Source organism: Marinithermofilum abyssi (genome assembly GCF_014641195.1).
Classification (GTDB): Bacteria; Bacillota; Bacilli; order Thermoactinomycetales; family DSM-45169; genus Marinithermofilum; species Marinithermofilum abyssi.
Map to the genome: position 1 here is coordinate 380,000 of NZ_BMHQ01000001.1, position 24,805 is coordinate 404,804.

At 51.8% G+C, this 24,805-nt stretch carries 29 protein-coding genes; 9 read left to right on the plus strand and 20 right to left on the minus strand.

All coding sequences use genetic code 11. The features are described from left to right. The 4 genes from IEW70_RS01795 to IEW70_RS01810 are packed head-to-tail and all read left to right on the plus strand — an operon-like array spanning nucleotide 1 to nucleotide 4,754. Nucleotides 1–1,836 (plus strand): ATP-binding protein, encoded by a 1,836-nt coding sequence (locus tag IEW70_RS01795; protein WP_229751733.1) that lies wholly within the window; start codon nucleotides 1–3, stop codon nucleotides 1,834–1,836. Then, nucleotides 1,833–3,185 carry a YycH family regulatory protein gene (locus tag IEW70_RS01800; protein WP_188646207.1) on the plus strand — a complete coding sequence of 451 codons (1,353 nt, stop codon included), beginning with the start codon at nucleotides 1,833–1,835 and terminating at the stop codon, nucleotides 3,183–3,185. The genes IEW70_RS01795 and IEW70_RS01800 overlap by 4 nt, the downstream gene beginning before the upstream one ends. 2 nt (nucleotides 3,186–3,187) lie before the next feature. Beyond that, nucleotides 3,188–3,919 carry a two-component system regulatory protein YycI gene (gene yycI / locus IEW70_RS01805; RefSeq protein WP_188646208.1) on the plus strand — a complete coding sequence of 244 codons (732 nt, stop codon included), beginning with the start codon at nucleotides 3,188–3,190 and terminating at the stop codon, nucleotides 3,917–3,919. A gap of 34 nt (nucleotides 3,920–3,953) precedes the next feature. Further along, nucleotides 3,954–4,754 (plus strand): MBL fold metallo-hydrolase, encoded by an 801-nt coding sequence (locus IEW70_RS01810; RefSeq protein WP_188646209.1) that lies wholly within the window; start codon nucleotides 3,954–3,956, stop codon nucleotides 4,752–4,754. Nucleotides 4,755–5,061: 307 nt separating this feature from the next. Here the strand turns inward: IEW70_RS01810 and IEW70_RS01815 are convergent, their stop codons facing one another. After that, nucleotides 5,062–5,307, minus strand: a complete 246-nt coding sequence (locus IEW70_RS01815) for a hypothetical protein (RefSeq protein WP_188646210.1) — start codon at nucleotides 5,305–5,307, stop codon at nucleotides 5,062–5,064. A 201-nt stretch (nucleotides 5,308–5,508) separates the two neighbouring features. On the opposite strand from IEW70_RS01815, the gene IEW70_RS01820 reads away from it, so the two are divergent. From IEW70_RS01820 to IEW70_RS01835, 4 genes are all read left to right on the plus strand, one after another. Then, complete coding sequence (locus tag IEW70_RS01820) at nucleotides 5,509–6,732, plus strand: S1C family serine protease (RefSeq protein WP_229751735.1); 1,224 nt, start codon at nucleotides 5,509–5,511, stop codon at nucleotides 6,730–6,732. Between the two features lie 133 nt (nucleotides 6,733–6,865). Continuing rightward, entirely contained in the window at nucleotides 6,866–7,054 is a 189-nt protein-coding gene (locus tag IEW70_RS01825; RefSeq protein WP_188646212.1) for a CxxH/CxxC protein, read from the plus strand. A 17-nt stretch (nucleotides 7,055–7,071) separates the two neighbouring features. After that, nucleotides 7,072–7,551, plus strand: coding sequence for a 23S rRNA (pseudouridine(1915)-N(3))-methyltransferase RlmH (gene rlmH, locus IEW70_RS01830; RefSeq protein WP_188646213.1), 480 nt, complete (start codon nucleotides 7,072–7,074; stop codon nucleotides 7,549–7,551). A 107-nt stretch (nucleotides 7,552–7,658) separates the two neighbouring features. Beyond that, nucleotides 7,659–7,973, plus strand: a complete 315-nt coding sequence (locus IEW70_RS01835; protein ID WP_188646214.1) for a hypothetical protein — start codon at nucleotides 7,659–7,661, stop codon at nucleotides 7,971–7,973. A 49-nt stretch (nucleotides 7,974–8,022) separates the two neighbouring features. On the opposite strand, the gene IEW70_RS01840 is transcribed toward IEW70_RS01835, so the two are convergent. The 14 genes from IEW70_RS01840 to IEW70_RS01905 form a co-directional block, all read right to left on the minus strand. Further along, nucleotides 8,023–9,312, minus strand: a complete 1,290-nt coding sequence (locus IEW70_RS01840; RefSeq protein WP_188646215.1) for an adenylosuccinate synthase — start codon at nucleotides 9,310–9,312, stop codon at nucleotides 8,023–8,025. A 168-nt stretch (nucleotides 9,313–9,480) separates the two neighbouring features. After that, nucleotides 9,481–10,836, minus strand: coding sequence for a replicative DNA helicase (gene dnaB, locus IEW70_RS01845; protein WP_188646216.1), 1,356 nt, complete (start codon nucleotides 10,834–10,836; stop codon nucleotides 9,481–9,483). A gap of 73 nt (nucleotides 10,837–10,909) precedes the next feature. Further along, the gene (rplI, locus tag IEW70_RS01850; RefSeq protein ID WP_188646217.1) at nucleotides 10,910–11,356 is read right to left on the minus strand and encodes a 50S ribosomal protein L9; all 447 of its coding nucleotides are present in this window, start codon (nucleotides 11,354–11,356) and stop codon (nucleotides 10,910–10,912) included. Beyond that, nucleotides 11,353–13,320, minus strand: a complete 1,968-nt coding sequence (locus IEW70_RS01855; RefSeq protein ID WP_188646218.1) for a DHH family phosphoesterase — start codon at nucleotides 13,318–13,320, stop codon at nucleotides 11,353–11,355. Before IEW70_RS01855 ends, rplI begins: the two co-directional genes overlap by 4 nt. A 107-nt stretch (nucleotides 13,321–13,427) precedes the next feature. After that, nucleotides 13,428–14,339: a DUF2232 domain-containing protein gene (locus IEW70_RS01860; RefSeq protein ID WP_188646219.1), complete on the minus strand. Its 912-nt coding sequence runs from the start codon at nucleotides 14,337–14,339 to the stop codon at nucleotides 13,428–13,430. 7 nt (nucleotides 14,340–14,346) lie between these two features. Next, nucleotides 14,347–14,658: a MazG-like family protein gene (locus IEW70_RS01865; protein ID WP_188646220.1), complete on the minus strand. Its 312-nt coding sequence runs from the start codon at nucleotides 14,656–14,658 to the stop codon at nucleotides 14,347–14,349. A 150-nt stretch (nucleotides 14,659–14,808) separates the two neighbouring features. Next, nucleotides 14,809–15,036: a 30S ribosomal protein S18 gene (gene rpsR, locus IEW70_RS01870; RefSeq protein WP_188646221.1), complete on the minus strand. Its 228-nt coding sequence runs from the start codon at nucleotides 15,034–15,036 to the stop codon at nucleotides 14,809–14,811. Between the two features lie 47 nt (nucleotides 15,037–15,083). Then, nucleotides 15,084–15,539 (minus strand): single-stranded DNA-binding protein, encoded by a 456-nt coding sequence (locus tag IEW70_RS01875; RefSeq protein ID WP_188646222.1) that lies wholly within the window; start codon nucleotides 15,537–15,539, stop codon nucleotides 15,084–15,086. Between the two features lie 40 nt (nucleotides 15,540–15,579). Next, nucleotides 15,580–15,873 carry a 30S ribosomal protein S6 gene (gene rpsF, locus IEW70_RS01880; RefSeq protein WP_188646223.1) on the minus strand — a complete coding sequence of 98 codons (294 nt, stop codon included), beginning with the start codon at nucleotides 15,871–15,873 and terminating at the stop codon, nucleotides 15,580–15,582. Between the two features lie 118 nt (nucleotides 15,874–15,991). After that, entirely contained in the window at nucleotides 15,992–17,092 is a 1,101-nt protein-coding gene (gene ychF / locus IEW70_RS01885) for a redox-regulated ATPase YchF (RefSeq protein WP_188646224.1), read from the minus strand. A gap of 223 nt (nucleotides 17,093–17,315) precedes the next feature. Next, a complete protein-coding gene (locus tag IEW70_RS01890; protein WP_188646225.1) occupies nucleotides 17,316–17,525 on the minus strand; it encodes a DUF951 domain-containing protein in 210 nt (69 codons plus the stop codon). A gap of 25 nt (nucleotides 17,526–17,550) precedes the next feature. Further along, complete coding sequence (locus IEW70_RS01895; RefSeq protein ID WP_188646226.1) at nucleotides 17,551–17,781, minus strand: lysophospholipid acyltransferase family protein; 231 nt, start codon at nucleotides 17,779–17,781, stop codon at nucleotides 17,551–17,553. Then, a complete protein-coding gene (locus tag IEW70_RS01900; protein WP_188646227.1) occupies nucleotides 17,765–18,193 on the minus strand; it encodes a lysophospholipid acyltransferase family protein in 429 nt (142 codons plus the stop codon). The genes IEW70_RS01895 and IEW70_RS01900 overlap by 17 nt, the downstream gene beginning before the upstream one ends. Nucleotides 18,194–18,252: 59 nt before the next feature. After that, nucleotides 18,253–19,293, minus strand: a complete 1,041-nt coding sequence (locus IEW70_RS01905) for a YkvI family membrane protein (protein ID WP_188646228.1) — start codon at nucleotides 19,291–19,293, stop codon at nucleotides 18,253–18,255. Nucleotides 19,294–19,394: 101 nt separating this feature from the next. Here IEW70_RS01905 and yyaC point away from each other — a divergent pair, with 101 nt between their 5' ends. Further along, nucleotides 19,395–19,988: a spore protease YyaC gene (gene yyaC / locus IEW70_RS01910; RefSeq protein ID WP_188646229.1), complete on the plus strand. Its 594-nt coding sequence runs from the start codon at nucleotides 19,395–19,397 to the stop codon at nucleotides 19,986–19,988. 168 nt (nucleotides 19,989–20,156) lie between these two features. On the opposite strand, the gene IEW70_RS01915 is transcribed toward yyaC, so the two are convergent. The 5 genes from IEW70_RS01915 to IEW70_RS01935 form a co-directional block, all read right to left on the minus strand. Beyond that, nucleotides 20,157–21,029 carry a diacylglycerol/lipid kinase family protein gene (locus IEW70_RS01915; RefSeq protein WP_188646230.1) on the minus strand — a complete coding sequence of 291 codons (873 nt, stop codon included), beginning with the start codon at nucleotides 21,027–21,029 and terminating at the stop codon, nucleotides 20,157–20,159. Nucleotides 21,030–21,100: 71 nt separating this feature from the next. Next, nucleotides 21,101–21,574, minus strand: coding sequence for a DUF4446 family protein (locus IEW70_RS01920; RefSeq protein ID WP_188646231.1), 474 nt, complete (start codon nucleotides 21,572–21,574; stop codon nucleotides 21,101–21,103). A 101-nt stretch (nucleotides 21,575–21,675) separates the two neighbouring features. Further along, complete coding sequence (locus IEW70_RS01925; RefSeq protein ID WP_188646232.1) at nucleotides 21,676–22,827, minus strand: aminotransferase class V-fold PLP-dependent enzyme; 1,152 nt, start codon at nucleotides 22,825–22,827, stop codon at nucleotides 21,676–21,678. Nucleotides 22,828–22,855: 28 nt separating this feature from the next. Next, on the minus strand, nucleotides 22,856–23,713 hold the full coding sequence (locus IEW70_RS01930; RefSeq protein WP_188646233.1) for a ParB/RepB/Spo0J family partition protein: 858 nt from the start codon (nucleotides 23,711–23,713) through the stop codon (nucleotides 22,856–22,858). After that, a complete protein-coding gene (locus IEW70_RS01935) occupies nucleotides 23,703–24,467 on the minus strand; it encodes a ParA family protein (RefSeq protein WP_188646234.1) in 765 nt (254 codons plus the stop codon). The genes IEW70_RS01930 and IEW70_RS01935 overlap by 11 nt, the downstream gene beginning before the upstream one ends. Nucleotides 24,468–24,805: the final 338 nt, after the last annotated feature.

A 24,805-nucleotide genomic window follows, 5' to 3' on the forward strand; every position in this document is an offset into this window, starting at 1 on the left:
ATGAACAAATGGCTCCGCATGTTGAACAGCATCCAGTGGAAGTTGGTAATTATTTACATTTTGCTCATTCTGATCGCCATGCAGCTGATCGGCGTCTATTTTTTTCGTCAGCTGGAACAGTATTATGAGCGTAGCTTTCGCGACACATTGAACAACCAGGCAAACTTGATTCAGGCGCAAATCCAACGGCAGAACGACCTGGCCAGAGTGCTCTCCGACCCCCGTATGGATGAGGATGACAAGCGAAAGGAAATCGATAAGGTGTTGGAAAGCTTGTTTATCCTCAATAAAAACAACACATTGCAGATCGTTGACCAGGAAGGGATCGTGATCAGTACCACCTCCAATGAAAAAAAACAGGTGGGCAAGAAGAACATCAAGGTGAACAAAGTGTTGCAGGGAACTTTGTCCACCGAACAGCAAATCCAGCGAGACAGCTCAGGAAAGCGGATCATGACCGTCAGTTATGCCCTCAAGCAGTCCAACGGCCAGACCATCGGCGCCGTCTACATCGAGGCTCCGATGGAAGATATGTACCTAAACATCCGGGAAATCAATTGGATCTTGATTCGAATCACGATGGCCGCCCTCTTTGGCACCGCCTTGTTAAATATTCTCCTGGCCCGTACCATCACCAACCCGGTGAAAGAAATTACCGAGCAGGCGACCATTATGGCCGAGGGTGATTTTAATCGCAAGGTAAATGTGAAAAGCCAGGATGAGATCGGCCAGTTGGGAGCGGCATTCAACTATCTGACCCGGCGATTGCAGGAAGCCCTCTCCCAAAATGAAGAGGAGAAGCGAAAACTGGAATCCGTCCTCCTCAATATGAGTGACGGGGTGATCGCCACCGACCGCAACGGACGCGTCATCGTCACCAACCACCGGGCCGGGGAAATCCTCGACCGGCCGGTGAAGGAAGGAAGCCAGATCAATCAGGTTCTTCCCCTGTCCCAACCCATCACGCTGCCGCTGGAGGAAGAGCGGGAAACGTATCTAGAGTTGACTCCGACGGATGAGGAAGAGCCGACGATCGTCAAGCTCTCCTTTACCCCCATCAAACGTCCCGACGAAGAAACCGTGGGATTGATTACCGTTCTGCAAGATGTGACTGAAGAAGAAAAGCTGGAACGGCAACGAAAAGAGTTCGTGGCCAATGTATCCCATGAGCTACGAACGCCGTTGACCACGATTAAAAGCTACTTGGAAGCCTTGGACGAGGGTGGCGCGATGGAGGACCCTGAGCTGGCTTCCCGTTTCCTTCGGGTGACCCGCGGAGAAGCCGACCGCATGACCCGCCTCATCAACGATCTCTTGCAACTGTCCCGTATGGATGCCAAAAACACCCGGTTCAACAAACAATCCATCAGCCTGAAAGACGTGCTGGAAGGTGTGGCGGATCGTTTTTCCGTCCAGTGTAAACAAAAGGAGATCTCCTTCCGACTGAACGTGCCGGAACACCTTCCCCGGATCTACGCCGACCGGGATCAAATCGATCAAGTGTTGGACAACCTGTTATCCAACGCCGTGAAATATACCCCGGAAGGACGGAGTATCACGGTATCCGCGCAACGAAGGAGCGACGGCTTCGTCGCCGTGTCCGTAGCGGATACCGGAATCGGCATTCCCAAAAAAGACCTGGACCGCATTTTCGAACGTTTCTACCGGGTGGATAAAGCCCGTTCCCGCAGTATGGGCGGAACCGGGCTGGGACTTTCCATCGCCCGGGAAATCGTGAAGGCGCACGGCGGTGAAATTCACATCGACAGCGAATACGGGAAAGGAACAACGGTCACCTTTTCTTTGCCTCCTTGTGAACCGGAGGTGGTAGGATGAGAGAAGCATTCAAATCCGTTTTTTTGTTGGTTCTCATCGTGTCCAGCTTTGTCCAGACGGGAATGTTGCTGTACAGCTCCCCTTCCTATGACGAGATCCGCAACGGGGACAACTATGTCACCCCGTTCAAAATCAGTGACAAATATGAAAAGCAGGTATATGAGCTGGCCTCTCCGCAGCAGATCATGGTTCATCAAGACGGGAAGCACCAGGCCCTTTACCCGGGAAACTCCCTTTACCCAACCCTGATGAAAAAAATTCACTATGCGCCTGTGGAAAAAGCATCCATGATTCAGCCATCGGAGAAGGACTGGGATGACCTGCTGAAAAAAACGCCGGGGTTGGAGCTTCGCTATTACCAACCCATGCCATCCGGTGTGATCCAGACGCTGTTCTCCTCCGAAATCGATCTGTCGGATCTGAAGGAAGTTACCCGGATGTGGGTTTTTGTGGAAAAAGGGAATCGGGTCACTTTCTGGTTCATATCGGACCAAGAAAGCAAAGTGATGGAAACCTCCGCCCGAATCAATCAATTTGACCGCTGGATATCGGAAGCGGTCAACTCGAACAGCGCCGCGATGGAACCCGTGTTTGCGAACGGGTCCATCAAAGAGGAGCAAGGGATCCCAAAGCCTTTTTATCTGCCGAAGAAAACCATGAGTGTCAACCATTATGTCTACCAGCTCAGCGACCCGATCAAGATCGATGACATGAAAACGGCCCTTTTCCCTAATCCGCGTTTGGTGCAGAGTACCTTGGTGTTGAATAAATCCTACATCTACACCGACACCAGCCGGACACTGCAGTACAACACCCAAAATCACTCCATGATCTACAGCAACCCTGCACCGAAATCGACGGATACCGGAATTCCTGCGGAAGAGTTGGACAGGATCAATCTGTTCATGCTTCGGCATGGAGGATGGACCGGGGATTACCATCTGGAACGGATGGACGAGGATCCGAACGCCCAGTTGCATCATTACATTTTTCGGCTATTGGTCCGACAGTTCCCTGTCTATTGGAACAGCAACGCTAAAGGGCCCGATATAGATCTGGACACCATCCGCCTGTCCGCCACCGATCAAGGGGTTTCCAACTATGAACGGTCCTTGTATTACCTGTTGTCGGCGCCGGAAAAAACGGGAACCAGCCGCCTGCCCGGCAAGGATGATGTTCTGAAAGCGGTGAAAGCCCAGGGCATTTCATTGCAGGAAATTCGTTCTATCCATCCGGGTTACAGCGCCGTACCCCGACAGAAACATGTGGAATTGCAGCCGGTTTGGGTGATCAACCGAAGCAACGGAAAACAATGGTTTATTCGATCATCAGAGAGCCAGGGGGAATGACTGTGGATTGGAGCAGAGCCAAAACCATATTGATTCTCGCCTTCCTGGCCCTCAATCTTTTTCTGTCCTATCAATTGTTTCAGGCCCGGGGCGAGCAATCCCAGACACGGAACATCACGGAAAACACACAGGAAGAATTGGAGCAACTGGCCCGGGAAAAGAACATTCATCTCCAGGCGGACATTCCGCAGGGATTACCGCAGGTCACGTTTTTGGAGGCCCGGACCACCCGAATGGGCAAAGGATGGCGCTTAAATCCCGACGGCAGCTATACCAAAACATTCCACCCGGCTGTTCCGATTCGGGAAAAAGGATTGGAACAAACGCTGCGCAGCCTCGTGGCGCACTACGACAGCTACCGTTTGTCCAACGAGGACTCCACCAAAACCAAACGGGTCTATTATCAAATGAACGAGGACTTGCCCCTGTTTGATGCCCGAATGCAGGTGGATATCAAAGACGGGCGCATCCAATCCGTCAATATCCTGCACTTTACGATCAAAAAAGGGGACAGGGCCGGCTCGCAAGGAGTGAATGCCCTATCCGCCTTAATCAGTTTGATTGAGAAAGGTCAAATCGACAAAGGGGACACCGTCACCCATGTCAAGCTGGGATATCACGGGCAATCCTATGACGCCAAGGCTCGCGTCCTCCCGCCGGTCTGGAGGATCGAGACGCAAGATCAAACGTATTATGTGAATGCGTTGACCGGCAGCAGTGAAATTGCGCCGTAGATACTCATACAGAGAGAAGGAAGAGGAAGAACCTATGAAGTTCAGTGTTTTGGCCAGCGGGAGTACCGGCAACGCCATCTATGTCGAAACAGACCGCTTCCGCGTCCTCATCGATGCGGGACTGAGCGGAAAACGACTGGAAAAGCTGCTGCGAAGCATCGGGGCTGATCCCGCTTCCCTGGATGCCATCCTGGTCACTCACGAACACATTGATCATGTCAAAGGGCTGGGTGTTTTTGCGCGGAGATACCGGCTGCCCATTCATCTCAATGAAGCGACGTGGCGTTCTCTCCCCTCCAGTGTGGGGAAGCTCGAGGAGGACCAATGCCATCTGTTCGACACCGGGAGTGCATTGGAGCTGGGGGATTTGACCATTGAGTCCTTTCCCATCTCCCACGACGCTGCGGAACCTGTCGGGTTTTGTCTTCACCACGGCCGGGAAACCCTGGGATTGGTAACCGACACCGGATACGTCAACCGACGCATCGTGGACAAGGTAGCCGGAGCTGATGCCTTGATTTTCGAAGCCAACCATGACGTCGAAATGCTTCGGATGGGCGCTTATCCCTGGAATGTGAAGCGGAGGATTCTGAGCGATGTCGGTCACCTGTCCAATGAGGATGCGGCAGAAGCACTGCTGGATATCCTTCAGGGGGTCGGGGAGAACGTTTATCTCGCTCATCTGAGCCAAGATAACAACCTGACAGAACTGGCACACCTGACGGTAAAAGATATTCTGCAAGAAAACGGCCTGCGGGTAGGAAAAGATATCCGTCTGCAGCAAACCCATCCGGACCGGGCCACCCCGCTTCGTCCCGTCTCTACCAAGAAGTGACCGGCTAGGGTCGGACTGATTATTTGTTATAGAAGGTCCTGTCCGGTGTGGCCGTCTCCGACCTCTTGCAAAAAGCGCATAGCGAGACCAGGGAGCGGAGCGACCTTGGCGAGACTTGTACTCTGTGAGTACAAAGGATCTTCGCCGATCACACCGACCCACCTTATCTATGAATGACCAGACACGCCTAGATGAAAAGAACACAAAGGAACCCCGGTTACCCGGGGTTCCTTTGTGTGGTGTGACAATGAATCTCTTCATCACGGAAACAAAGCTCTTCTCCCCGTCGCTCCCTCTCCCCGTCATCCTACCCTTCTTTTCTTTTTTCCACTTCCCATTCCAGTTCCGTCAGCAATTCCGCATCCAATCGACGCATGGTTTCCATGACTTCTTGTTGTTGAAGCAAGCCTTTACGCTCCATCACTTCCATAAGAGCAGCGGTGAATACTCCGTTCTGATACACCGCTTCTTTCATATCTGCGATTTGAGCCCCCCAGTTTACTTGGGTCAGGGGTTCGATCCGGTTGGCGGATACCCGCTTGGGTGGTTTCATGGTGAGTCCTCCAGTTGTTTTTTCCTCCAGTCTAGCCCTCTCATTCCCTCTTCAAACGGATGCCGGAGGAATATCACACTTTTGCGAACAATTGAGGCGAGTGCTACAAGGGAAAATAGGGAATTAGTATAATATGTATGATCGATTCGCATAATGAAAAAGGAGTTCGTTGCCTACAACCCCGTCAGAGGAGGTAGACAGGTGGATCCATACGGGCAGGACAACCAAACGAACGAAAACGGGCACAACAGCGAAGAAAAAGAAGGGAAGAAGGGAACGTCCAAATCGACTCTTTTTTTCACCGCCCTGGCTGCGGCCGTGATCGGCGGCCTTCTGGTTTTATTGCTGACTCCCGCCCTTATCCAGAGCGGCATCCTTCCAGAGCAGTATTTTGCCGGTCGGGGGCCCGCCTTTACTGATGAAAACGGACCTGAGAAATCGGTCAAGGTAAATGTCAATACCGATATCACCGAAGCAGTGGAAAAAGTAAGACCGGCCGTAGTCGGAGTTGTCAACTTGAAAAAAACCGATGACCCCTTCAGTCAGAAAATCGTGCCCCAGGGAACCGGTTCCGGCATTATCTTCCGGAAAGAGGACGGAAAAGCGTTGGTCGTAACCAACCATCACGTCATTGCCGGCGCTGCCGAAGTGGGCGTCGTGATCTCCAACAGAAGCGACGGCAAGCCGGTCCGGGCCAAAGTGCTGGGCAGCGATCAACCGACCGACCTGGCGGTGTTGGAGATTCCGGCCAAATATGCCAAAGCGGTGGCCCCTTTTGGCAACTCCAACAACATTAAAGCAGGTGAACCGGCGGTTGCCATCGGCAATCCCTTGGGACTGGAGTTTTCCCAATCGGTGACTGCCGGTGTAATCAGCTCTCCTCACCGCAACATCCAAGTCTCTGAAACCATGTCCATGGATGTAATCCAGACCGATGCCGCGATCAACCCCGGAAACAGCGGGGGGGCGCTGGTCAATGTAGCCGGACAAGTAATCGGCATTAACAGCCTGAAAATCGCCGAACAGGGAGTGGAAGGATTGGGCTTCGCCATTCCCGCCAATGATGCCAAACCCATCATTAATGATCTGATCCAGTATGGAGAAGTACGCCGCCCTTACCTCGGCATCGGGTTGCGCGATCTGGAAGCAGTACCCCAGGAAGCTTGGAAAAGTGAACTCAATCTCCCGGACAATGTAACCGACGGGATTGTCGTTCTGGATGTACAGCCGGGAACCGGAGCATTCAAAGCAGGTCTGAGAAAGCTGGATGTCATCGTCGCCCTCGACGGCAAACGGATGCGGAACAGCTCGGAACTCCGGTCGTATTTGTGGAAAAACAAAAAAGCCGGCGATGATATGGAAGTTACCTTCTATCGCAACGGGAAAAAGATGACCAAAACCGTTACATTGACAAAAGAACCGTAAGTCGGCACCGCCCCGCTCCAAAGCGGGGCGTTTTCCATAACCCTGTTGACTGTTCGCATGAGACAAAAACCAAAGGGGATACTGGAAAAAAGAAGGTTGGGTTGATCACACTGACACAAGGGAGGTGTTGGGCTTGGGATCGCAACAATGGTATGCTTGTGAGGAACACGTGGATATATTGATCGATGAAGTGGTGGATAGAGAGGAGCTGGCCCCTTCGCTCTACCCCTATGAAAAATCGGATACCGCCCGTGATCGGTGCAATTGGTGCGGAAAACGCCCTGCCTATGTATTGCGGGTAGAAACAGAAAGTGAATCCTGACGGAACGGGAGGGACTTATGCGCATCCACTTGTTGGCTGTGGGCAAGATTAAAGAGAAGTATCTCGCGCAGGGGATTCGGGAGTATTTGAAACGGCTACAACCTTATGCCAAAACAGAGATTATTGAAATCGCCGAAGAAAAGGGACAGGAACCCCTCAGCGAGTCGGAACTCGAACATATCAAGCAAAAAGAGGGAGAGCGAATTTTAAACCGGATCTCTCCACAATCCCATGTGATCGCGCTGGCGATTCAAGGGTCTCCTCTCTCCTCGGAAGAGTTGGCCCAACAGATGGAGCAACTCGCTACTTTCGGTACCAGTCATCTTACTTTTATTATCGGCGGCTCCTACGGATTATCCCCCGACGTATTGAAGAGAGCGGATCAGCTGCTCTCCTTTTCCCGCATGACATTTCCCCATCAGCTGATGCGATTGATCCTGTTGGAACAAGTCTATCGGGCATTCAAGATCATCCGGGGCGAATCCTACCACAAATGACGGGACGGGGTCATCACCATCCAACCGGTTGGTACGGCTGTACAATTTTCTGTTTTCCCTTATACTATGGATACACTTGTTCACAAGAAAGGGGAAACAAGAAAAACATGCGGCGTTTTTTCAGCGAACTGATCTTTAGCTTTTTATTTTCCGTTGCGGGTACAGCCGCGATCCTTCACCACATGGAACAGTGCCGCGTCGGGCTGAATGTCGGCCTGCGAACGATCGAAGCCTTTGTCGAATACTTTCCGATCCTGTTTATCCTGATGTTTCTCTCCGGCTGGTTGTTCCGGTTTCTACTGCGTTTGATTCCCTTCGGAGGCTGTTTTTCCTGGGCAGGATCGGTGATGATCAAACTCTTGATCGCAGCCGGTACATACGCTTACGCTTGGTGGCAATACCAGGACAGTCCTTTTTGCTGAGATGAAACAAAAACCCCCTTTTAACAAGAAGGGGGTTTTCGTCATCGGATTATAAAGCGTACACCGGGCGAACCTGAATCGTTTGTTCGCGGCCCGGGCCAACCGAAAAGAGGGAAAGGGGAATCCCCGTCAATTGCGTCACCCGCTCCACGTAGTGTTGGGCTTCCAGGGGCAGATCGTTCAGGCTGCGGACTCCGGTAATGTCTTCGTGCCAACCGGGCAGTTCCTCGTAAACCGGTTTACACTCTGCCAACACATCCAGGCTGGCCGGGTAATTCTCGATCACCTTGCCTTGGTAACGATAAGCGGTACAGATTTTCACCGTATCCAGTCCGGTCAGCACATCGAGGGAGTTGAGAGAAAGGCCGGTAATGCCGCTCACCCGGCGGGCGTGCCGGACCACCACGCTGTCAAACCAGCCGACGCGGCGCGGACGTCCGGTCGTGGTTCCATATTCCCGCCCGATTTTCCGAATGCGATCCCCTGTCTCATCATGCAGTTCGGTGGGAAAAGGACCGTCGCCCACCCGAGTCGTATAAGCTTTGGCCACACCGATCACGTGATGGATCTTGGTCGGGCCTACGCCGGAACCGATACAGACGCCTCCTGCCACCGGGTTGGAAGAGGTGACAAAGGGATAAGTCCCTTGATCGATATCCAGCATGACCCCTTGCGCCCCCTCAAAGAGCACCCGTCGGCCTTGATCGATGGCGTCGTTCAACACGACGGAGGTATCCGTCACATAGGGGCGGATACGCTCGGCACAAGCCATGTAGCGATCATAGATCTCTTCAAAGGTAAACCCTTCCACTTCATAAACCCGTTCCAGCAGACGGTTTTTATCCGCCAAGTTGATTTTCAGCTTCTCGGCAAAACGCTTTGGATCCATCAAGTCAGACACCCGAATCCCGGTACGGGCGGCCTTATCCATGTACGCCGGCCCGATGCCTTTCCCCGTCGTGCCGATTTTGCTTTTTCCTTTGCTTTTCTCTTCCGCTTTATCCAGCCGGATATGATACGGCATAATCACATGAGCCCGGTCCGAAATCCGGAGATTGTCAGCGGACACACCGTGCTCTTTCAGATAATCCAGCTCTTCCACCAAGGCTTCCGGATTGAGCACCATCCCGTTTCCCAATACACAAATCTTTTCGGAATAAAAGATTCCCGACGGAATCAGATGTAGTTTGTATCGCTTGCCGCCGAATACAATGGTGTGTCCCGCATTGTTTCCTCCTTGGTAACGGGAAACCACTTCCGCTTTTTCCGCCAGAAAATCGGTAATTTTCCCTTTTCCTTCGTCTCCCCACTGGGTCCCGACTACGACCACCGTCGACATGGGCAGTTCCTCCTTCATGCGGAGTGTGTGAATTCTTCATCTTAGAAAATCCTTCTTCAGTTTACCGGGAAAACGCGCAGGTGTCAACGAAAAATCCGAACATTAATATGTTCTATATAATTAATATTCGTTTTTTCCTTACTGACCGATTCCCGTCCGGACTCCCGCTCAGAAAGGCGGGGCGTCTCCGTCGCTATGGCGCATATCCAAACTGAGAAACTTGTTGTAGTTCTTCAAAAAGAGCAGTTCCACTTTCCCCACCGGCCCGTTCCGGTGCTTCGCCAAGATGACTTCGATAATGTTCTTTTTCTCCGAATCCTCATTATAATAATCATCCCGATACAAAAAGGAAACGATATCGGCATCCTGCTCGATGGAGCCGGATTCCCGCAAGTCGGACAGCATCGGCCGTTTATCCTGCCGCTGTTCCACAGCACGGGACAACTGGGACAGAGCAATAACCGGCACGTGAAGCTCCCGGGCCAGCAATTTCAACGAACGGGAGATTTCCGAGATTTCTTGTTGACGGCTTTCCCGGCCTCGCCCTTCAATCAGCTGCAGATAATCGATCAATACCAGTCCCAATCCGTGCTCCGCCTGAAGACGGCGCAGTTTGGCCCGGATCTCGAATACGCTGATTCCGGGTGTATCATCGATAAAAATCGGAGCTTCCGCCAGACTGCTGATGGCCATGGTCAGCTTCTCCCAGTCTTCATCACTCAATTGGCCGGAGCGGAATACTTGGGCATCGATGTTTCCTTCTGCCGCCAACATCCTTTGAACCAGCTGGGGGGCTGACATTTCCAGGTTAAAAATCGCCACCGGCTTCCCTGCCCGTATGGCTACATTTTGTGCCACATTGAGGGAAAAAGCGGTTTTCCCCATCGACGGGCGAGCCGCCAGGATGATTAAATCCGACGCTTGGAATCCGGAGGTCATCCGATCCAGATCCGCATATCCGGAAGGAACCCCCGTCAGTTTCCCCTGGTTGTAGTGGAGAGATTCGATCCGTTCAAAGGTGTCCATCAACAGCTCTTTGATCGGTGTAAACCCTTTGCTCATCCGGCGCTGAGAAATATCCAAAATCTTTTTCTCCGCCTGATCGATCACCCGGGCCACTTCTTCCCCGCCGTTATAACCGGACGTGGCAATTTCGGTCGCTGTCCGGATCAAGCGGCGAAGGATCGCTTTTTCCTCTACAATGCGGGCGTAATAATCCACATTGGCCGCAGTGGGTACGGCTGCCGCCAGTTCGGTTAAGTAGGAGACACCGCCCGCTTCTTCCAGCAGTTTTCGGTTTTGCAGTTCCGAGGTAAGCGTCACCAAATCGACCGGTTCTCCCCGTTCCGACAGATCGATCATCACCTGAAACAGCTTCTGATGGGCCTGCCGGTAAAAGTCTTCCGGTCGAACCCGTTCCGTCACAGTGACCAATACCGAAGGATCGATCAAAATGGCACCAAGCACCGCCTGCTCCGCCTCCTGACTATGAGGAGGCATCCGGTCGGCAAACAGTTCACTCATGGGTATCATCCTCCACAACGTCCACAAAAAAGCGCCCCACCCGGCGCGTGGAGCGCAGTTCGCAGGATTATCCTCACTCTTCCACCACTTGCACGGAAATCGTGGCCGTCACTTTCGGGTGCAGTTTGACGGGTACCCGGGTCACTCCCAGAGTACGGATCGGTTCATCCAGCTGGATTTTCTTTTTGTCCACCTTGATATTGTATTCCTGCTTCAGGTGCTGGCTGATCTGTTTGGAGGTAACGGCACCAAACAGACGTCCGCCCTCACCTGCCTTCGCTTTCAGCACCACATCCAGTTTCTCCAGCCGTTGGGCCAATTTTTGAGCTTCTTCCAGCTCTTCCTTTTTCCGTTCTTGTTCCCGCCGCTTTTGATCTTTCAAGGCATTCATATTGCCCTGGGAAGCCTCCACAGCCAGTTTCCGAGGGAGCAAGTAGTTGCGGGCGAATCCCTCAGCCACCTCTTTCACTTCTCCTTTGCGACCATGCCCTTTTACATCTTGTTGAAAGATCACTTTCATTCGGTTTCGCCCCCTTCCTCAAATCGCTCCTTCAACACTTGTAACAAACGTTCCCGCGCCTCCGTGATCGCTGCATCTTCCATTTGGGTAGCGGCATTGGTCAAGTGTCCTCCGCCTCCCAACTCTTCCATGATCACCTGGACATTGATGTCACCCAGGGAACGAGCGCTGATGGACACTTTTTCATCGTCTCTGCGCCCGATCACGAAGGAAGCACTGATGCCTTTCATATTGAGGAGCGTATCTGCCGCCTGAGCAATCACCAACTGATTGTACCGTTCCCCTTCTTCTGCGGCGGCAATCGCAATTTTATCGTATACCACTTCCGTATTTTTGACAATCTCCGCCCGCTTGACAAACTGATTCAAGTCTTCTTTAAGCAGCGTCTGAACCATCGCCAGGTCGGCCCCGTGTCGCCGCAGGAATGACGCCGCTTCAAAGGTACGGGATCCCGAACGGAAAGCAAAACTTTTCGTATCCACTACAATTCCCGCCAAGAGTGCCGTCGTCTCCAGTGTATCCATGGAGATGCGCTCTCCTTGATACTGAAGGAGCTCCGTTACCAATTCACTGGTAGAAGATGCATAAGGTTCCAGATACACCAGCACCGGATCCTCCACAAACTCTTCACCGCGGCGATGGTGGTCAATCACCACCACCCGGTCGGCCCGTTCAACCAATTTGGGTTCGATCGTAAAGGAAGGTTTGTGGGTATCCACCAAGATCAACAACGTACCGGAGTCCATCATCTGCATCGCTTTTTCAGGGGAAACGACGGTCTGTTTTAAGAAGGGATGTTCTTCGATCGCCTCTATCAAACCCTCAATGGAGGGATTGGACTCTGCCAATACGATATATCCTTTCCGCTCGGCCAGACGTACCGCTTTGAGCACTCCGATCGCCGCTCCGAGGGCATCCATGTCCGGCTGGGCATGCCCCATGATCAACACTTGTTCGCTGTCGCGGATCAAGTTGCCCAGGGCATGAGAAATCACGCGAGCCCGAACCCGGGTCCGTTTCTCCACCGCATTGGATTTTCCTCCAAAAAAGACGACCCGTTCCCCGTTTTGCACGGCAGCTTGATCCCCTCCCCGGGCCAACGCAATATCCAAGGCAGCCTGGGCCTGATGGGTCCGTTCCACCATGGAGCCGTCGGTTGCCGCAACCCCGATACTCAGTGTAATCGGAATCTTGTTTTGCCGTGTCAACTCCCGTACCACATCCAGAATGTCAAAACGCGCACGTGTCAACCGATCCAGGGTTTGGCGGTGAAACACGAGGAAAAATTTGTCCGTATCAAAGCGGCGCAAGCTGATATCGTTCTCCTGTGCCCACCGGGTAATGGCAGCGGTGACGTTGGTCAAAAGCAGTGTCTGTTCCTGGTCATCCATCCCCGTCCCGGCCTCGTCATAGTTGTCCATATGGAGGATGCCCAGCACCACCTGCTCCCGTTCATACTGTTCTTCCAACCGCTGCAACCGGGTGACATCCCGGAAAAAAAACAGCCGTTCTTCCTCGTGGTGGATCACTTCGTAGGTCTTTTCCCCGATATCGATCCGCAGCGGACTTTCATCCTTGTGAACCAACTCTTTCAACACTGGGAAAACTTCTTCCATCGGCCGCCCGACCAGTGAATCTTCGGAGGCCATGGATTGCACAAAGGGATTGTGCCATTCGATCTGCTCTTCTTTGTCGTAGAGCAGGATTCCCACGGGCATCTCGTCAATCGCAGACTGGTGAGCCCCATTCACCCTATGGGAGAGAGTCAGCACATACTGGGCAAACTCCTTTCGGAAAGCATGCTCCGCCCGATAGAGGAGAATGCTCAGAAGAAAAAACAAACCGAACCCCAGCATGCCCAACTCCCAGTTGTAGATGGACAATACCGCGGTCAATATCAGTATGAGGCACATGGCGATGACCATGTGGTATCCGTGCCAGCGTTGAGTCAGAAACTTCGGCATGATGACATCCCCTCAACCCCAAACCCTGTTTTCGGTTCCCTTTCCATCGATCTTCTTTTTATTTTACCCCAGCAGGGAGGGAATGCATAGCGACAATAGCGCATTCCTTACCGTTTCTTCTCCAGGCGGTCGCGCAAGGGAGTCCCTGTGTCGATGAGTCCCATCACATGGATGATCAGGGCTGCAGGAGGAAACAGCAACGTGCCGAGCACCACGACGGTCATCCAACCTTTTCCTCTTCCGGAGCGATGCAGCAAAAATGCCGCAAACGAAAACCCCTGCACCATCAACAGGAGATAAAAAATAGAGACGGCATTGCCGAGCACTACTGGGAAGGAACCCGGTGATTCTCCAAACAAGAGCAGAAGAATCAAGGCCAGAAAATAAATGTGGAAAAACGGCCGCGGCAACCGCCATGTTCGGAATGGAGGCAAGTATTTCCCGGGGAATCCTCCCCGCATGAGGATGCGTCGAGCCACACGGATATTGAGCAGAGGAATCGGCACACTGGCAAAGACCAGCAGCCCGGGGATAACCATGCCGAGCGGGGGCATATCGGGCAATTCCTCAGGCATTCCGTAAGCGCGGAACAACTCTTGTGAAGCCGCCCATTGTTCCTGCCACAAGGATTGGACACGGTCAAACAAATGGAAAAAGACCGCTCCCACCGCCAACATCGTCAAAAATCCCACCCAGGTGGTTACCAGGCCGCCGAGCACCACATCCGTTCCGGTGGTTTGCGGACGGCGGTACAGTTCACCCATGACCAATCCGGCAATGGTGGTCACCAACAGAATCAACGGTGTATAAACGGAGCCGGTCAATACCACGATTAAACCGCTCAGCAGCACGACAAACAGCAAAGCGGACTGCCAACCCTGTCTGGCCGTGAACAATAGAAAAGGCAAAGGCAAAAACCACACCGTCACCAAAGACAACGGTGTACCCAACGAAAAGAGCAAAACGAGAAACAAACTGCTATAGATCAGCCCGTCGCGTATCAAAGAGGATCGGGACAAACCGTGGTCACCTCTTGTTAATGTATTCTTCCAGCCGGGACAGATCACCGTACCAATCTTCCAACTGGTGTTTGCCGCGGGCATGTTCCCTCAGCTTCCGTGTCACCGATTGGTCCACTTCCCGAAAAGTAAGGCCAACACGCCGCGCCAACACGTAGGTGACAATGATGAGGCTGGCCAAACTGTCAGCAATCAACGTCTGATTGGCATGATGTAGCCCTTTAAACAAGTTGGCGATCTGGTCCAACAGCTCTGTCTTTAACCATTCTATCACTTTGACGCTTTTTGCAATCTGAACATTTCGTTCTGGCCGGCTCATGGCTTTGCAACTCCTTCAGGTCCAGACTATGATAGGAGGGTATTTCAACACAAGAGAGGAAATATCCTCCTTCCCGACCCGATCCGGCCCGATGTAAAAAGAAGGGGCGGTGTCCCGCCCCTTCGATCCGTCTATCTGCTTTTTATCCGATCAGTCGGTTGTGTACGGCAGCAATGCCATTTGACGAGCCCGTTTGATGGCCCGGGTCAGCTGACGCTGATATTTGGAGGAAGTTCCCGTCACGCGGCGAGGGAGAATTTTCCCGCGCTCGCTGATGAACTTCTTCAACAGATCCACATCTTTGTAATCGATATAGTCGATTTTGTTCACCGTAAAGTAACACACTTTACGACGCTTGTTTCCGCGTCGACGCGCCATGCCGAACCCTCCTCTCTGTCAGCAAATGATCGTTTCCGTTTTTCCTATCAAAAGGGCAGATCATCGTCGGAGATGTCGATCGGTTTCCCGTCATCTGCGAAGGGGTCGTTCATCTGATTGTTGTTGCCGCTGCCGCCCCCGAAGCCCTGCTCGCGGTATCCTTCGCCGGATCCGCTGCGGTTGGCGCCGGAATCGAGGAAACGGACATCATCAGCCACGATTTCGGTGATTTTGATCCTTCGCCCTTCGTTGTTTTCAAAACTCCGGGTTTGCAGGCGGCCTTCTACCGCTACCGCCCGTCCTTTTTTCAGGTAGTTGGCGCAGTTTTCAGCGAGCTGCCTCCAAGTGACGATGGTAAAAAAATCGACCTCCCGCTCACCTTGTTGATTGGTGAAACGGCGCTCCACCGCCAGCCCGAAGTTGGCTACCGCCACCCCGTTGGGGGTATAGCGCAACTCCGGATCCTGAGCCAGCCGGCCGATCAGAATGACCCGATTCAGCATCGGTAACCTCTCCCTTTTTCATCATTTCCGACGCTTGCCCTTACTTTTTATCGTCGATGTTGATGACCATGTGACGCAGAACCTGGTCGTTCAGCTTGATCACACGATCCAGTTCATTCACGGTTTCCGCAGTGCCTTGGAACGTGACCACCGTGTAAACACCCTCGCGGTGATTGTCGATCTCATAGGCGAGACGGCGTTTGCCAAAGTGTTCTTGCTCCACGTTTTCCGCACCGTTTTGTTTCAGGGTGTTTTGCACTTTTTCCCGGACAGCTTCCAGTTGTTCTTCGGTCAGCTCCGGACGCGTGATGTACATGAGCTCGTATTTATGCATCTTTCTTCCACCTCCTTTTGGACTGAAACGGCCTCGTACCCCGAGGCAAGGAGTGAATCGATTCATTCACGATATATCATTCTAACAGAGATGCTGTCGTTTGGCAAGAATTCGGGGGTTACACATTGAATCGGAAATGAACGATGTCACCGTCATTTACCACATACTCTTTTCCTTCCGAACGGAGCAACCCTTTTTCCCTGGCCTGGGCCATCGAACCGGCCTGCAGCAAATCTTCATATGCCACGACTTCGGCACGAATAAATCCGCGTTCGAAATCACTGTGAATCACACCTGCCGCTTGCGGAGCTTTGGTACCTTTTCGAATCGTCCATGCCCGCACTTCCTTCTCTCCAGCGGTAAAGTAAGTGATCAGACCCAACAGCCGGTAAGCCGCCGCCACCAGCCGGTCCAGCCCGGAAGACTCCAGGCCCAAGTCTTCAAGGAATTGCTGCCGCTCTTCGCCTTCCAACTCGACAATCTCCGCTTCCAGTTGAGCACTGATGGTCACCACTTCGGCTCCTTCTTTGGCAGCAAACTCCTTCACTTGTTGAACAGAAGGATTCTCATCGGGCTGCGCCACATCCTCCTCACCGACGTTGGCCGCATACAGCACCTTTTTCAGCGTCAGCAGGTTCAGCGACTTGACCCGTTCCCGTTCCTCTTCATCCAAACCGGCTTGACGGGCCGGAATACCTTCAGCCAGGGCTTTTTTTAGCTTCTCCAGCACCGCATGTTCTTGAATGGCTTCTTTGTCCCCGCTTTTCTTGGCCCGTGCCACGCGGTCCATGCGCCGTTCCACGCTTTCCAGGTCGGCCATCACCAGTTCCAGGTTGATAGTTTCGATATCGCTGACCGGATCCACCTTCCCGGCCACATGGGTAATGTTGTCGTCCTCAAAACAACGGACAACGTGAATAATGGCATCCACTTCCCGGATATGGGACAGGAATTGGTTCCCGAGCCCTTCCCCTTTACTGGCTCCCTTCACCAAACCGGCGATGTCGGTGAATTGAAAGGAAGTGGGGATGATCCGCTGCGGATTTACGATCTCCGCGATCCGCTGTAAGCGTTCATCCGGTACATCGACAACCCCCACATTGGGATCGATGGTACAAAAGGGATAATTGGCCGATTCGGCACCGGCCCGGGTAATCGCGTTAAACAAAGTGGACTTGCCCACGTTGGGCAAGCCGACAATGCCGGTAGTCAACGGCATAAGCTTCATCTCCCATCGATGTTCATTTCAACGTTTCTCTCAAGATGGCTTCTCAATGATTTTAACATAGAAAGAGCCGCCGAGTGGCGGTCCAGCTGGACAACACCTTTCTTCCCAGTTATACTTTGTCAGCAGGCTCAGAGCTCTTTCATTTTCTCGGATCTTAGACTTTTAAAGCAGCCTCAACCGCCTGATAGCAGGCCTTTTTGTACCGTATCCCCATTCAGTCGCTGCCGTTCTCCGCTGCGGCAACCAACACTTTTTTCATACGGCTTTCAAAACGGGTGCGGGGCAGCAATACGCTGTGACCACAGCCCGTGCATTTGATTCGAATATCCATCCCCATTCGAATAACCTTCCAGGCATTCGTTCCACACGGATGCGGTTTTTTCATTTCTACGATATCACCCAATTGGAACTCTTTCCGTTGCATTCTTCGCCACCTCGCTTCTTCCCCATTATAAGGAATGGTTTTCCTTATTTCCATTCAAAGATGGTTCTACCTCTAAACAAGCCAAATGACGGAATGCCGAGAGCACTTCCAGACTCAGCCGCTCTTGCTCGTCCCGGTTCTTCTCCTGCGTGTTCGGGTGAATCAGTCTTCCGAAACGAACCTTCACTTTCGCCGGACGAATCCATATCCCGCCACGGGGCAGCGCTTCGTCTGTCCCGTCAATCCATGCCGGCAAAAGGAGCACCGGTTTTTATCGCCAAAAAAGCGGCACCGTGTTTCCATTCCGTGAGCGGTTGATACTCCCGCCGTCCCCCCTCAGGAAAAATACCGAGAACCTTTCCCTCCCGCAGGTGGTGTATCGCGGTTTTGATGGAACGAATATCCGGCTTGTCCCGATTGACTGGAAATGCGCCAAAACGATGGAGCAGCCAACGGGTCACCGGATGAGAGAAGGCCTCTTCCTTTGCCATAAAATGAAGTTGTCGCGGAACGGCACAGGCGATATAAAACGGGTCCAAATAACTAATATGATTCCCGGCCACAATTAAGGGGCCTTCTTCCGGAATCGATTCCATCCCGGTCACATCCATCCGATGATATAAGAAGATAAAAGGACGGATCATGTTGCGAACCACGGAGTAAAACACCGGGACCCCCCTTTCGCTTTTCTTTATTTTACCCCAACTGTGCCTCACCGCACCTGGATTCATTTCTTATCTCGGGAAAAAGGATAGAGCAGGATCATGGTCAACAGGAAAAGATTAAGCACACCGGACAAGGGGTAAAGAAACTGGACCAATGTTTGAAAACCCAGATGACTTAGCGGGGTCAACACAGCCAATATGACGGCTCCGATGATCCAGCGGGGAATGTTCCAGTGATCTGAGAGGCGAAAAACCAAACCATGCACGTTGCTCGCGGCGGTGGTGTAAATCGCTAGCCATAAGACCAGGGAGATCGTAAACACCCAAATCTTTGAATAGCTCTTTACCAAAGCAAACAAGGGAATCTCGTATTGGGAAATGAGATGGGTTACTTTTAATAGGGAATAATTATAAAGATACGCCACTAATCCCAAACATCCGGCACTCAAAATTCCCGCCGTCCAGATTTCAGCAGGATGCCGTATTTGCGAACCAACCGTTGATAACACAGCCAGCAATGAAATGATATTAAAGGCGGCGTAAGTGATGGCAGAAGGCCATACCGGTAATGCGGATGTTGTTTCTGACACTGTTAACGGGACGGATGGGTTGCTGAGGAGGAACTCGATGCACACCCATATCAGCACGGATGTCATCACAGGAATAATGAAGGTATTCATGGCCATCAATCCGCGGATATCAAAAAATAAAATCATCATCACCGCAATGGCCATCACCAAGGCACCCGCTATAAACGAGCCGCTCCATTGTTCAAAAGTCGCCCCGCTGCCCGCCACCATCACCAATGTACTTGTCAATAGAAACAAAAGCACCAACTGATCAAACCACTGCCCCGCCCGCGGACCTAAGATATGAGCCAATATTTCCGAGTAATGGCGTGTTCCTTTCTGCCAGCTGATCGTAAGGATTACCACACTGGCCAAGCAAAACAAGAGCATGGCCAATAGAATGCTGGAACCGCTGTGATTCCCGTATGAACCGAAAAACTCCCAAATCTCTCTCCCGGAAGCAAAACCGGCACCAATCGTTGTTCCTACGATGGTCATGCCGATTTTTACGGATTGCCACCATTGAATACGCATCGAGATCCTCCTTCTCCGGGGCTGTCCCTACATGTATATTTCGCCGCAGGTTTCCGTATACTGGTAAGGATCTGATTTTTCCGTGATGGAGGTCGAAGCTCATGCGTGAACGGGTGCCCATCCCGCGTCCGGGGGGATCCGCAGCTCCGTCCCGAGTTGAATTCACCCACCCTATGGCAGTCAATCAATGCGCCGAATGGTTGTCCCATGCCATTCAACTTTATCCCCATACTTCGGAGCTGGCCTGCATCTGCATCGGCACGGATCGGTCTACCGGCGACGCCCTCGGTCCTTTGGTTGGTTCCCAACTGGAGAAAATGGACGGTTCCCGGTTACGTATTTATGGGACATTGGACGAGCCTGTACATGCTGTCAACCTGCAGGCTACACTCAACCAGATGCAAAGAGAGCTAAAACATCCGCGGGTCATCGCTGTCGATGCTTGTCTTGGACAACTGTCCAGCGTGGGGTGGATCCAAGTGGGCAACGGTCCTTTGCGCCCAGGTGCCGGGGTGAACAAACGTTTACCCGAAGTAGGACAGGTACATATCACCGGCATTGTGAATGTGTCCGGTTTTATGGAGTATTTTGTTTTACAAAACACTCGCCTTAGCATTGTCATGAAAATGGCGGATATCATCGCAAATGCCATTCACCGGGTATCTTGCTCTTATTTCAGTCGAGAGAGTTTGTAATGGGTGTTCCAACTGGACAGCATTGTTTTTTCTCTTGACTGACAGTTAACTCAAAGTAAGCTTGCTGTCTTACATAAAAAAGACGTCAGGAGATTCTCCCGATGTCTTTTTTACTTAGCATTCATTATAATTCCCTTTGTTAACTGTATGATGAACGGATCCTACCCTTTACAGCACGCGCAGGGATTGAGGGCGAAGGGTCACCTTACAAGGTGTTTCGCCCACAATCTCCCCATCTACATGAATCACCATCGGATGATCGGATTGTATCCGAATTTCCTTTCCTTTCATCATTTTCGCGGCAGGGTGACGCACATGAGTTCCTTGAAAAACACGGGGGAACAAGGCTAACAGCAAAGGACGGCTGATGTTATGCACCAGACAAATGTCCAGTATGCCATCCTGATTGGAAGCTTCAGGGCAAATCTTCATTCCGCCGCCGTAATATGGGATATTGGCAATCGCAATCAACCAAACGCCGTCCATCACATGCTCCTGCCCATCCACCGTCAGCCAGACTTTTCGGGGAGTAAATCGCCTCAAAACGCGTATCACCCCGAGGACGTAAGCGAATTTGCCCAACCATTTTTTCCAGCGGGATTGATTCACCCATTTCGCTACTTCACCATCAAAGCCGATTCCAGCGGTGTTTACCAACACGCGCTCCCCACACGCTGCTGTATCCACAGTGAACGGCTCCCCTTTAAGAATCCGTTCTAGCGCTTTCAGTGGATGACGGGGGATTCCATGTGCCCGGGCGAAGTCGTTGCCTGAGCCTGCAGGAACATACCCCAAAGGAATATCCGTTCCCGCCAATCCATTTGCCACCTCATGTACGGTACCGTCTCCGCCTACAGCGACCACGGCTTTCACCTCAGGCCGTCGACTTGCTTCTTCCGCCAATTTACTCGCATGTCCCGGATATTGGGTCCACCGAATTTCATATGGGACTTGCTTTCGCTTTAATTCTTTTTCCAGCGGCGAAACGATTTTCACTCCTTTTCCATTGCCGGAAACGGGATTGACGATCACGATGAACATATAGCAACCCCCCTCTGGTTATCAGACGGGACAAACCCTTTGACCACAACAAAGGCCCGCGGAGTAATGGTTCAGCGAGCCTGTTCAATCGCCTGCTGTTCCTCTGCGGATAACCGATAAGTGGAACTTCCCTTTTCTACCGGTTTGGCATAAATATAAGATTGTCCTTGATTACTGAATAAACTGCTGATAACCACGCCGTTTTGTTCATCATCCAATAGGGCGAGAGAAAAACTCATATCTGTTGCCCGCTCTCCGATCGCATTGTAACGAACCAACCCCATCCGCCCTTTCATGCGACGATGACTTTCCTTCAACTGCCGCAGAAAATCGCTCAATGATTCCGCACTCAACTCCCCTTTGAGCAACTCCCGCAGTCGATCCCCTTCTTCCAATTGATCGCGAAAACGGCCGATCATTTTTTTGTGTGCCCGCAACTTTAACCAGGTACCGAACCAGATCAAGAACCATAAACCTTGCAACACCAATAAACCCAGGGTAATTTCACCCGCATATGTATTCAGCCATCCCATATTCACAGCCACAGATCGTTTCCCTCACTTCATCACAAAATCCAAAGCATTCCGCAACAAACTGCGGATCCTGATATACGGACACTTCCCTGTTGGTTTGATCCGCAAAACATTTACATCGCGGCACATGCTGCACTTACTTCTTGTACAGCAGAGATCAGCGCCTGAACATCTTCCTCCGTATTGAAATAACCCGGACTTATACGAACGGTCCCCCCGTCCAACGTACCCAGGGTTTGATGCGCCACAGCAGCACAATGCAAGCCGGCACGTACGGCGATACCGTAGTGTTGATCCAAGATCACAGCCATCTCATCAGGACCAACTCCCCGCACTCGAAAAGAAATCACCGGCAAGTGGTCGGTGGATGACCCTCTATACAAGGTTACCCCCTCGATTTCCCGCAGCCCGGCAACCAGTTGATCCCCTAAACGGCTTTCTTGACGATGGATCTCTTCTATACCCGTCTCCATCACAAACTGCAAGGCAGCATGCAGCCCTGCGATACCGGGTGTGTTGGGCGTCCCGCTTTCAAATCCTTCCGGACGGTCCTCAGGTTGTTCCAGCGCCTCCGATCGGCTTCCTGTCCCCCCGGTAATCAGGGGTTCTATCTTCACATCCGGGTGAACGATCAGTCCGCCGGTGCCTTGAGGGCCGAGAAGTCCTTTGTGCCCCGGGAAAGCCAACAGATGGATCCCCATCGCTTGTACATCAATCGGCAACACACCCGCCGTTTGGGCTGCATCCACCATGAACCGTACCTGATGCTGCTCCGCCATTTCCCCGATTTCCTCAATCGGTAAAACGGCACCATTCACATTGGAAGCATGGGTCGTAACGATCAAACGTGTCTCCGGACGGATCGCCCGCTTTAAAAATGTCAAGTCTATCGGCGATCGGTCCGAAGGAGGGACCCATGTTACGTCAATCACTCCCCGTTTTCGCAGGCGTTCCAGAGGACGAGCGACTGCATTGTGCTCCCAACTGCTGGCGATCACATGGTCTCCCGGTTGTAAGAGGCCTAGCAATGCCTGGTTGATGGCTTGTGTAGCGTTACCGTAAAACCACACTTGCTTGGGATCCGGGGCATGAAACAGCTGGGCGGCCAACCTCCGGGTATCATCGATGACCTGGCCGGCCCGTACAGACAATCGGTGACCTCCCCTGCCCGGGTTAGCCCCAAACTCTTCTATACACTCTTTCATCGCGTCGGTCACTCCCGGCGGTTTGGGCCAACTGGTTGCAGCTTGGTCCAAATAGATCATGGGCTTCACCTCCGCTTTGTTGGTTCGATCAGTCAATCAACCGATCTCGGTGGAGAATTTCCACCAATCGTTCCAGTTCCCGTTCAGAGTAATATTCGATTTCAATCCGTCCCTTGCGACGTCCATGCCGAATACGAACCGGCGTACTGAAAGCTTCCTGCAACAAGTCTTCGTAGCGTTTGAATTGGGGGTTTTCTTCCTTTTGTACCCGCCCTTTCCTCTTTCGGTTTTGCTGCTCATTGATTTTCTGAATCCACTCTTCCAGTTGCCGGACACTGGCTCCTTCTTTAACCACTTTCTGTGCCAGCCGTACCATCAACTCCCGATCTTTCAGCCCCAACAGTGCACGGGCATGTCCCATCGACAATGTTCCACGTGAAACATTTTCTTGAATCACATCGGGAAGCTGCAGCAAACGAAGATAGTTGGTCACATGGGGACGGCTTTTACCCACTTTTTTCGCCAACTCTTCCTGGGTCATGGAGAATTGATCCATCAATTTTTGATACGCCTGTGCAATCTCGATGGAGTTCAAATCCTCTCTTTGCAAGTTCTCAATCAAGGCAATCTCCATCATCTGCTCATCTGTAAATTCCCGTACGACGATGGGGACTGTATCCAAACCCACTTCTTTCGCTGCGCGAAAACGGCGTTCCCCCGCAACAATCTCATACCCGCGAATGCTTTTTCGCACCACTAGAGGCTGGATAATCCCATGCTCTCGAATGGAGGACACCAACTCTTCCAATGCCTCCGTATCAAAAGTCTTTCGCGGTTGATAGGGGTTGGGTCTGAGCTCTTCAACCGCCACTTCATTAACGGCATCACTTTCCGTCGCTTCGGGAAGAAGGGCTCCCAACCCCCGTCCCAAACGCTTACCTGCCATTCGCCATCACTTCCTTTGCCAACTGAAGATAACATTCTGCACCGCGGGATCGAGGATCATAATTTAAGATCGGCACTCCGTGACTGGGAGCTTCACTCAAACGTACATTCCGCGGAATCACCGTCTGATACACTTTTTGTTGGAAGTATTTTTTCACTTCATCCATCACCTGTACGGAAAGATTGGTGCGCCCGTCAAACATGGTCAGCAGAACTCCCTCGATCTCCAGCTTTTTGTTCAAATGTTTCTGTACGATCCGGATGGTGTTCAGCAGTTGTCCCAATCCTTCCAAGGCATAAAACTCACATTGAATAGGGATTAATACGGTATGAGCAGCCGTCAAAGAATTGATCGTTAATACACCCAGGGAAGGTGGGCAATCAATCAGTATGTAATCATAGTCATCCTGAATCGGTTGTAGAGCCCTCTTTAATCGTTGCTCCCGTGACAACGTCTGGACCAGCTCGATCTCCGCACCTGCCAATTCAATCGTCGCAGGTACCAGATCCAGATTGTCAATATCCGTAGATAACACAACATTGCTGATCGAAAGTTCTTCAATCAGCACATCATAGATACAAACTTCTACATCCCCCTTGTTGATTCCCAGACCGGATGTGGTATTACCTTGAGGATCAATATCTACGATCAAGCACTTTTTCCCCTGATGTGCCAAGCTGGTTCCCAAATTAATAGAAGTGGTTGTTTTTCCAACTCCGCCTTTCTGATTGGCGATGGCAATCACTTTTCCCATACTGCCTTCCTCCCCGTTTCAAAAGAGATCGAAATATTACTGCCAGTTTGCGATCCATCCAGCACATCGTCTCGACTCTCAGCTGCACAAACACGTTCTTCCGCTCTTCTCTATCTTCTATACCATTGATTATACTCGTTTTTAAGGATCATCGGACACGTTTTTATAAGTGTGTTCACAAGAAGGCTCCCCTTTTTGATTTTTCTGCGGAAAAGAAAATCTCAGCTTGTATATGATAGCTTCAACTCCTTTTGCCCATTGCTCCCCTACTGCGACGCAGAGTCCATATTGTCCGCTCAAGAGATATGAGACATGGCACCGTGAGGGTGTACCGCTTT

What these genes read in the sequence shown, in the direction of transcription:
- IEW70_RS01795 (WP_229751733.1), top strand. Translation starts at nt 1, where the DNA reads ATGAACAAATGGCTCCGCATGTTGAACAGCATCCAGTGGAAGTTGGTA.
- IEW70_RS01800 (WP_188646207.1), top strand. Translation starts at nt 1,833, where the DNA reads ATGAGAGAAGCATTCAAATCCGTTTTTTTGTTGGTTCTCATCGTGTCC.
- IEW70_RS01810 (WP_188646209.1), top strand. Translation starts at nt 3,954, where the DNA reads ATGAAGTTCAGTGTTTTGGCCAGCGGGAGTACCGGCAACGCCATCTAT.
- IEW70_RS01815 (WP_188646210.1), bottom strand. Translation starts at nt 5,307, where the DNA reads ATGAAACCACCCAAGCGGGTATCCGCCAACCGGATCGAACCCCTGACC.
- rlmH (WP_188646213.1), top strand. Translation starts at nt 7,072, where the DNA reads ATGCGCATCCACTTGTTGGCTGTGGGCAAGATTAAAGAGAAGTATCTC.
- IEW70_RS01835 (WP_188646214.1), top strand. Translation starts at nt 7,659, where the DNA reads ATGCGGCGTTTTTTCAGCGAACTGATCTTTAGCTTTTTATTTTCCGTT.
- IEW70_RS01840 (WP_188646215.1), bottom strand. Translation starts at nt 9,312, where the DNA reads ATGTCGACGGTGGTCGTAGTCGGGACCCAGTGGGGAGACGAAGGAAAA.
- dnaB (WP_188646216.1), bottom strand. Translation starts at nt 10,836, where the DNA reads ATGAGTGAACTGTTTGCCGACCGGATGCCTCCTCATAGTCAGGAGGCG.
- rplI (WP_188646217.1), bottom strand. Translation starts at nt 11,356, where the DNA reads ATGAAAGTGATCTTTCAACAAGATGTAAAAGGGCATGGTCGCAAAGGA.
- IEW70_RS01855 (WP_188646218.1), bottom strand. Translation starts at nt 13,320, where the DNA reads ATGCCGAAGTTTCTGACTCAACGCTGGCACGGATACCACATGGTCATC.
- IEW70_RS01865 (WP_188646220.1), bottom strand. Translation starts at nt 14,658, where the DNA reads ATGAGCCGGCCAGAACGAAATGTTCAGATTGCAAAAAGCGTCAAAGTG.
- rpsR (WP_188646221.1), bottom strand. Translation starts at nt 15,036, where the DNA reads ATGGCGCGTCGACGCGGAAACAAGCGTCGTAAAGTGTGTTACTTTACG.
- IEW70_RS01875 (WP_188646222.1), bottom strand. Translation starts at nt 15,539, where the DNA reads ATGCTGAATCGGGTCATTCTGATCGGCCGGCTGGCTCAGGATCCGGAG.
- rpsF (WP_188646223.1), bottom strand. Translation starts at nt 15,873, where the DNA reads ATGCATAAATACGAGCTCATGTACATCACGCGTCCGGAGCTGACCGAA.
- ychF (WP_188646224.1), bottom strand. Translation starts at nt 17,092, where the DNA reads ATGCCGTTGACTACCGGCATTGTCGGCTTGCCCAACGTGGGCAAGTCC.
- IEW70_RS01890 (WP_188646225.1), bottom strand. Translation starts at nt 17,525, where the DNA reads ATGCAACGGAAAGAGTTCCAATTGGGTGATATCGTAGAAATGAAAAAA.
- IEW70_RS01905 (WP_188646228.1), bottom strand. Translation starts at nt 19,293, where the DNA reads ATGCGTATTCAATGGTGGCAATCCGTAAAAATCGGCATGACCATCGTA.
- yyaC (WP_188646229.1), top strand. Translation starts at nt 19,395, where the DNA reads ATGCGTGAACGGGTGCCCATCCCGCGTCCGGGGGGATCCGCAGCTCCG.
- IEW70_RS01915 (WP_188646230.1), bottom strand. Translation starts at nt 21,029, where the DNA reads ATGTTCATCGTGATCGTCAATCCCGTTTCCGGCAATGGAAAAGGAGTG.
- IEW70_RS01925 (WP_188646232.1), bottom strand. Translation starts at nt 22,827, where the DNA reads ATGATCTATTTGGACCAAGCTGCAACCAGTTGGCCCAAACCGCCGGGA.
- IEW70_RS01930 (WP_188646233.1), bottom strand. Translation starts at nt 23,713, where the DNA reads ATGGCAGGTAAGCGTTTGGGACGGGGGTTGGGAGCCCTTCTTCCCGAA.
- IEW70_RS01935 (WP_188646234.1), bottom strand. Translation starts at nt 24,467, where the DNA reads ATGGGAAAAGTGATTGCCATCGCCAATCAGAAAGGCGGAGTTGGAAAA.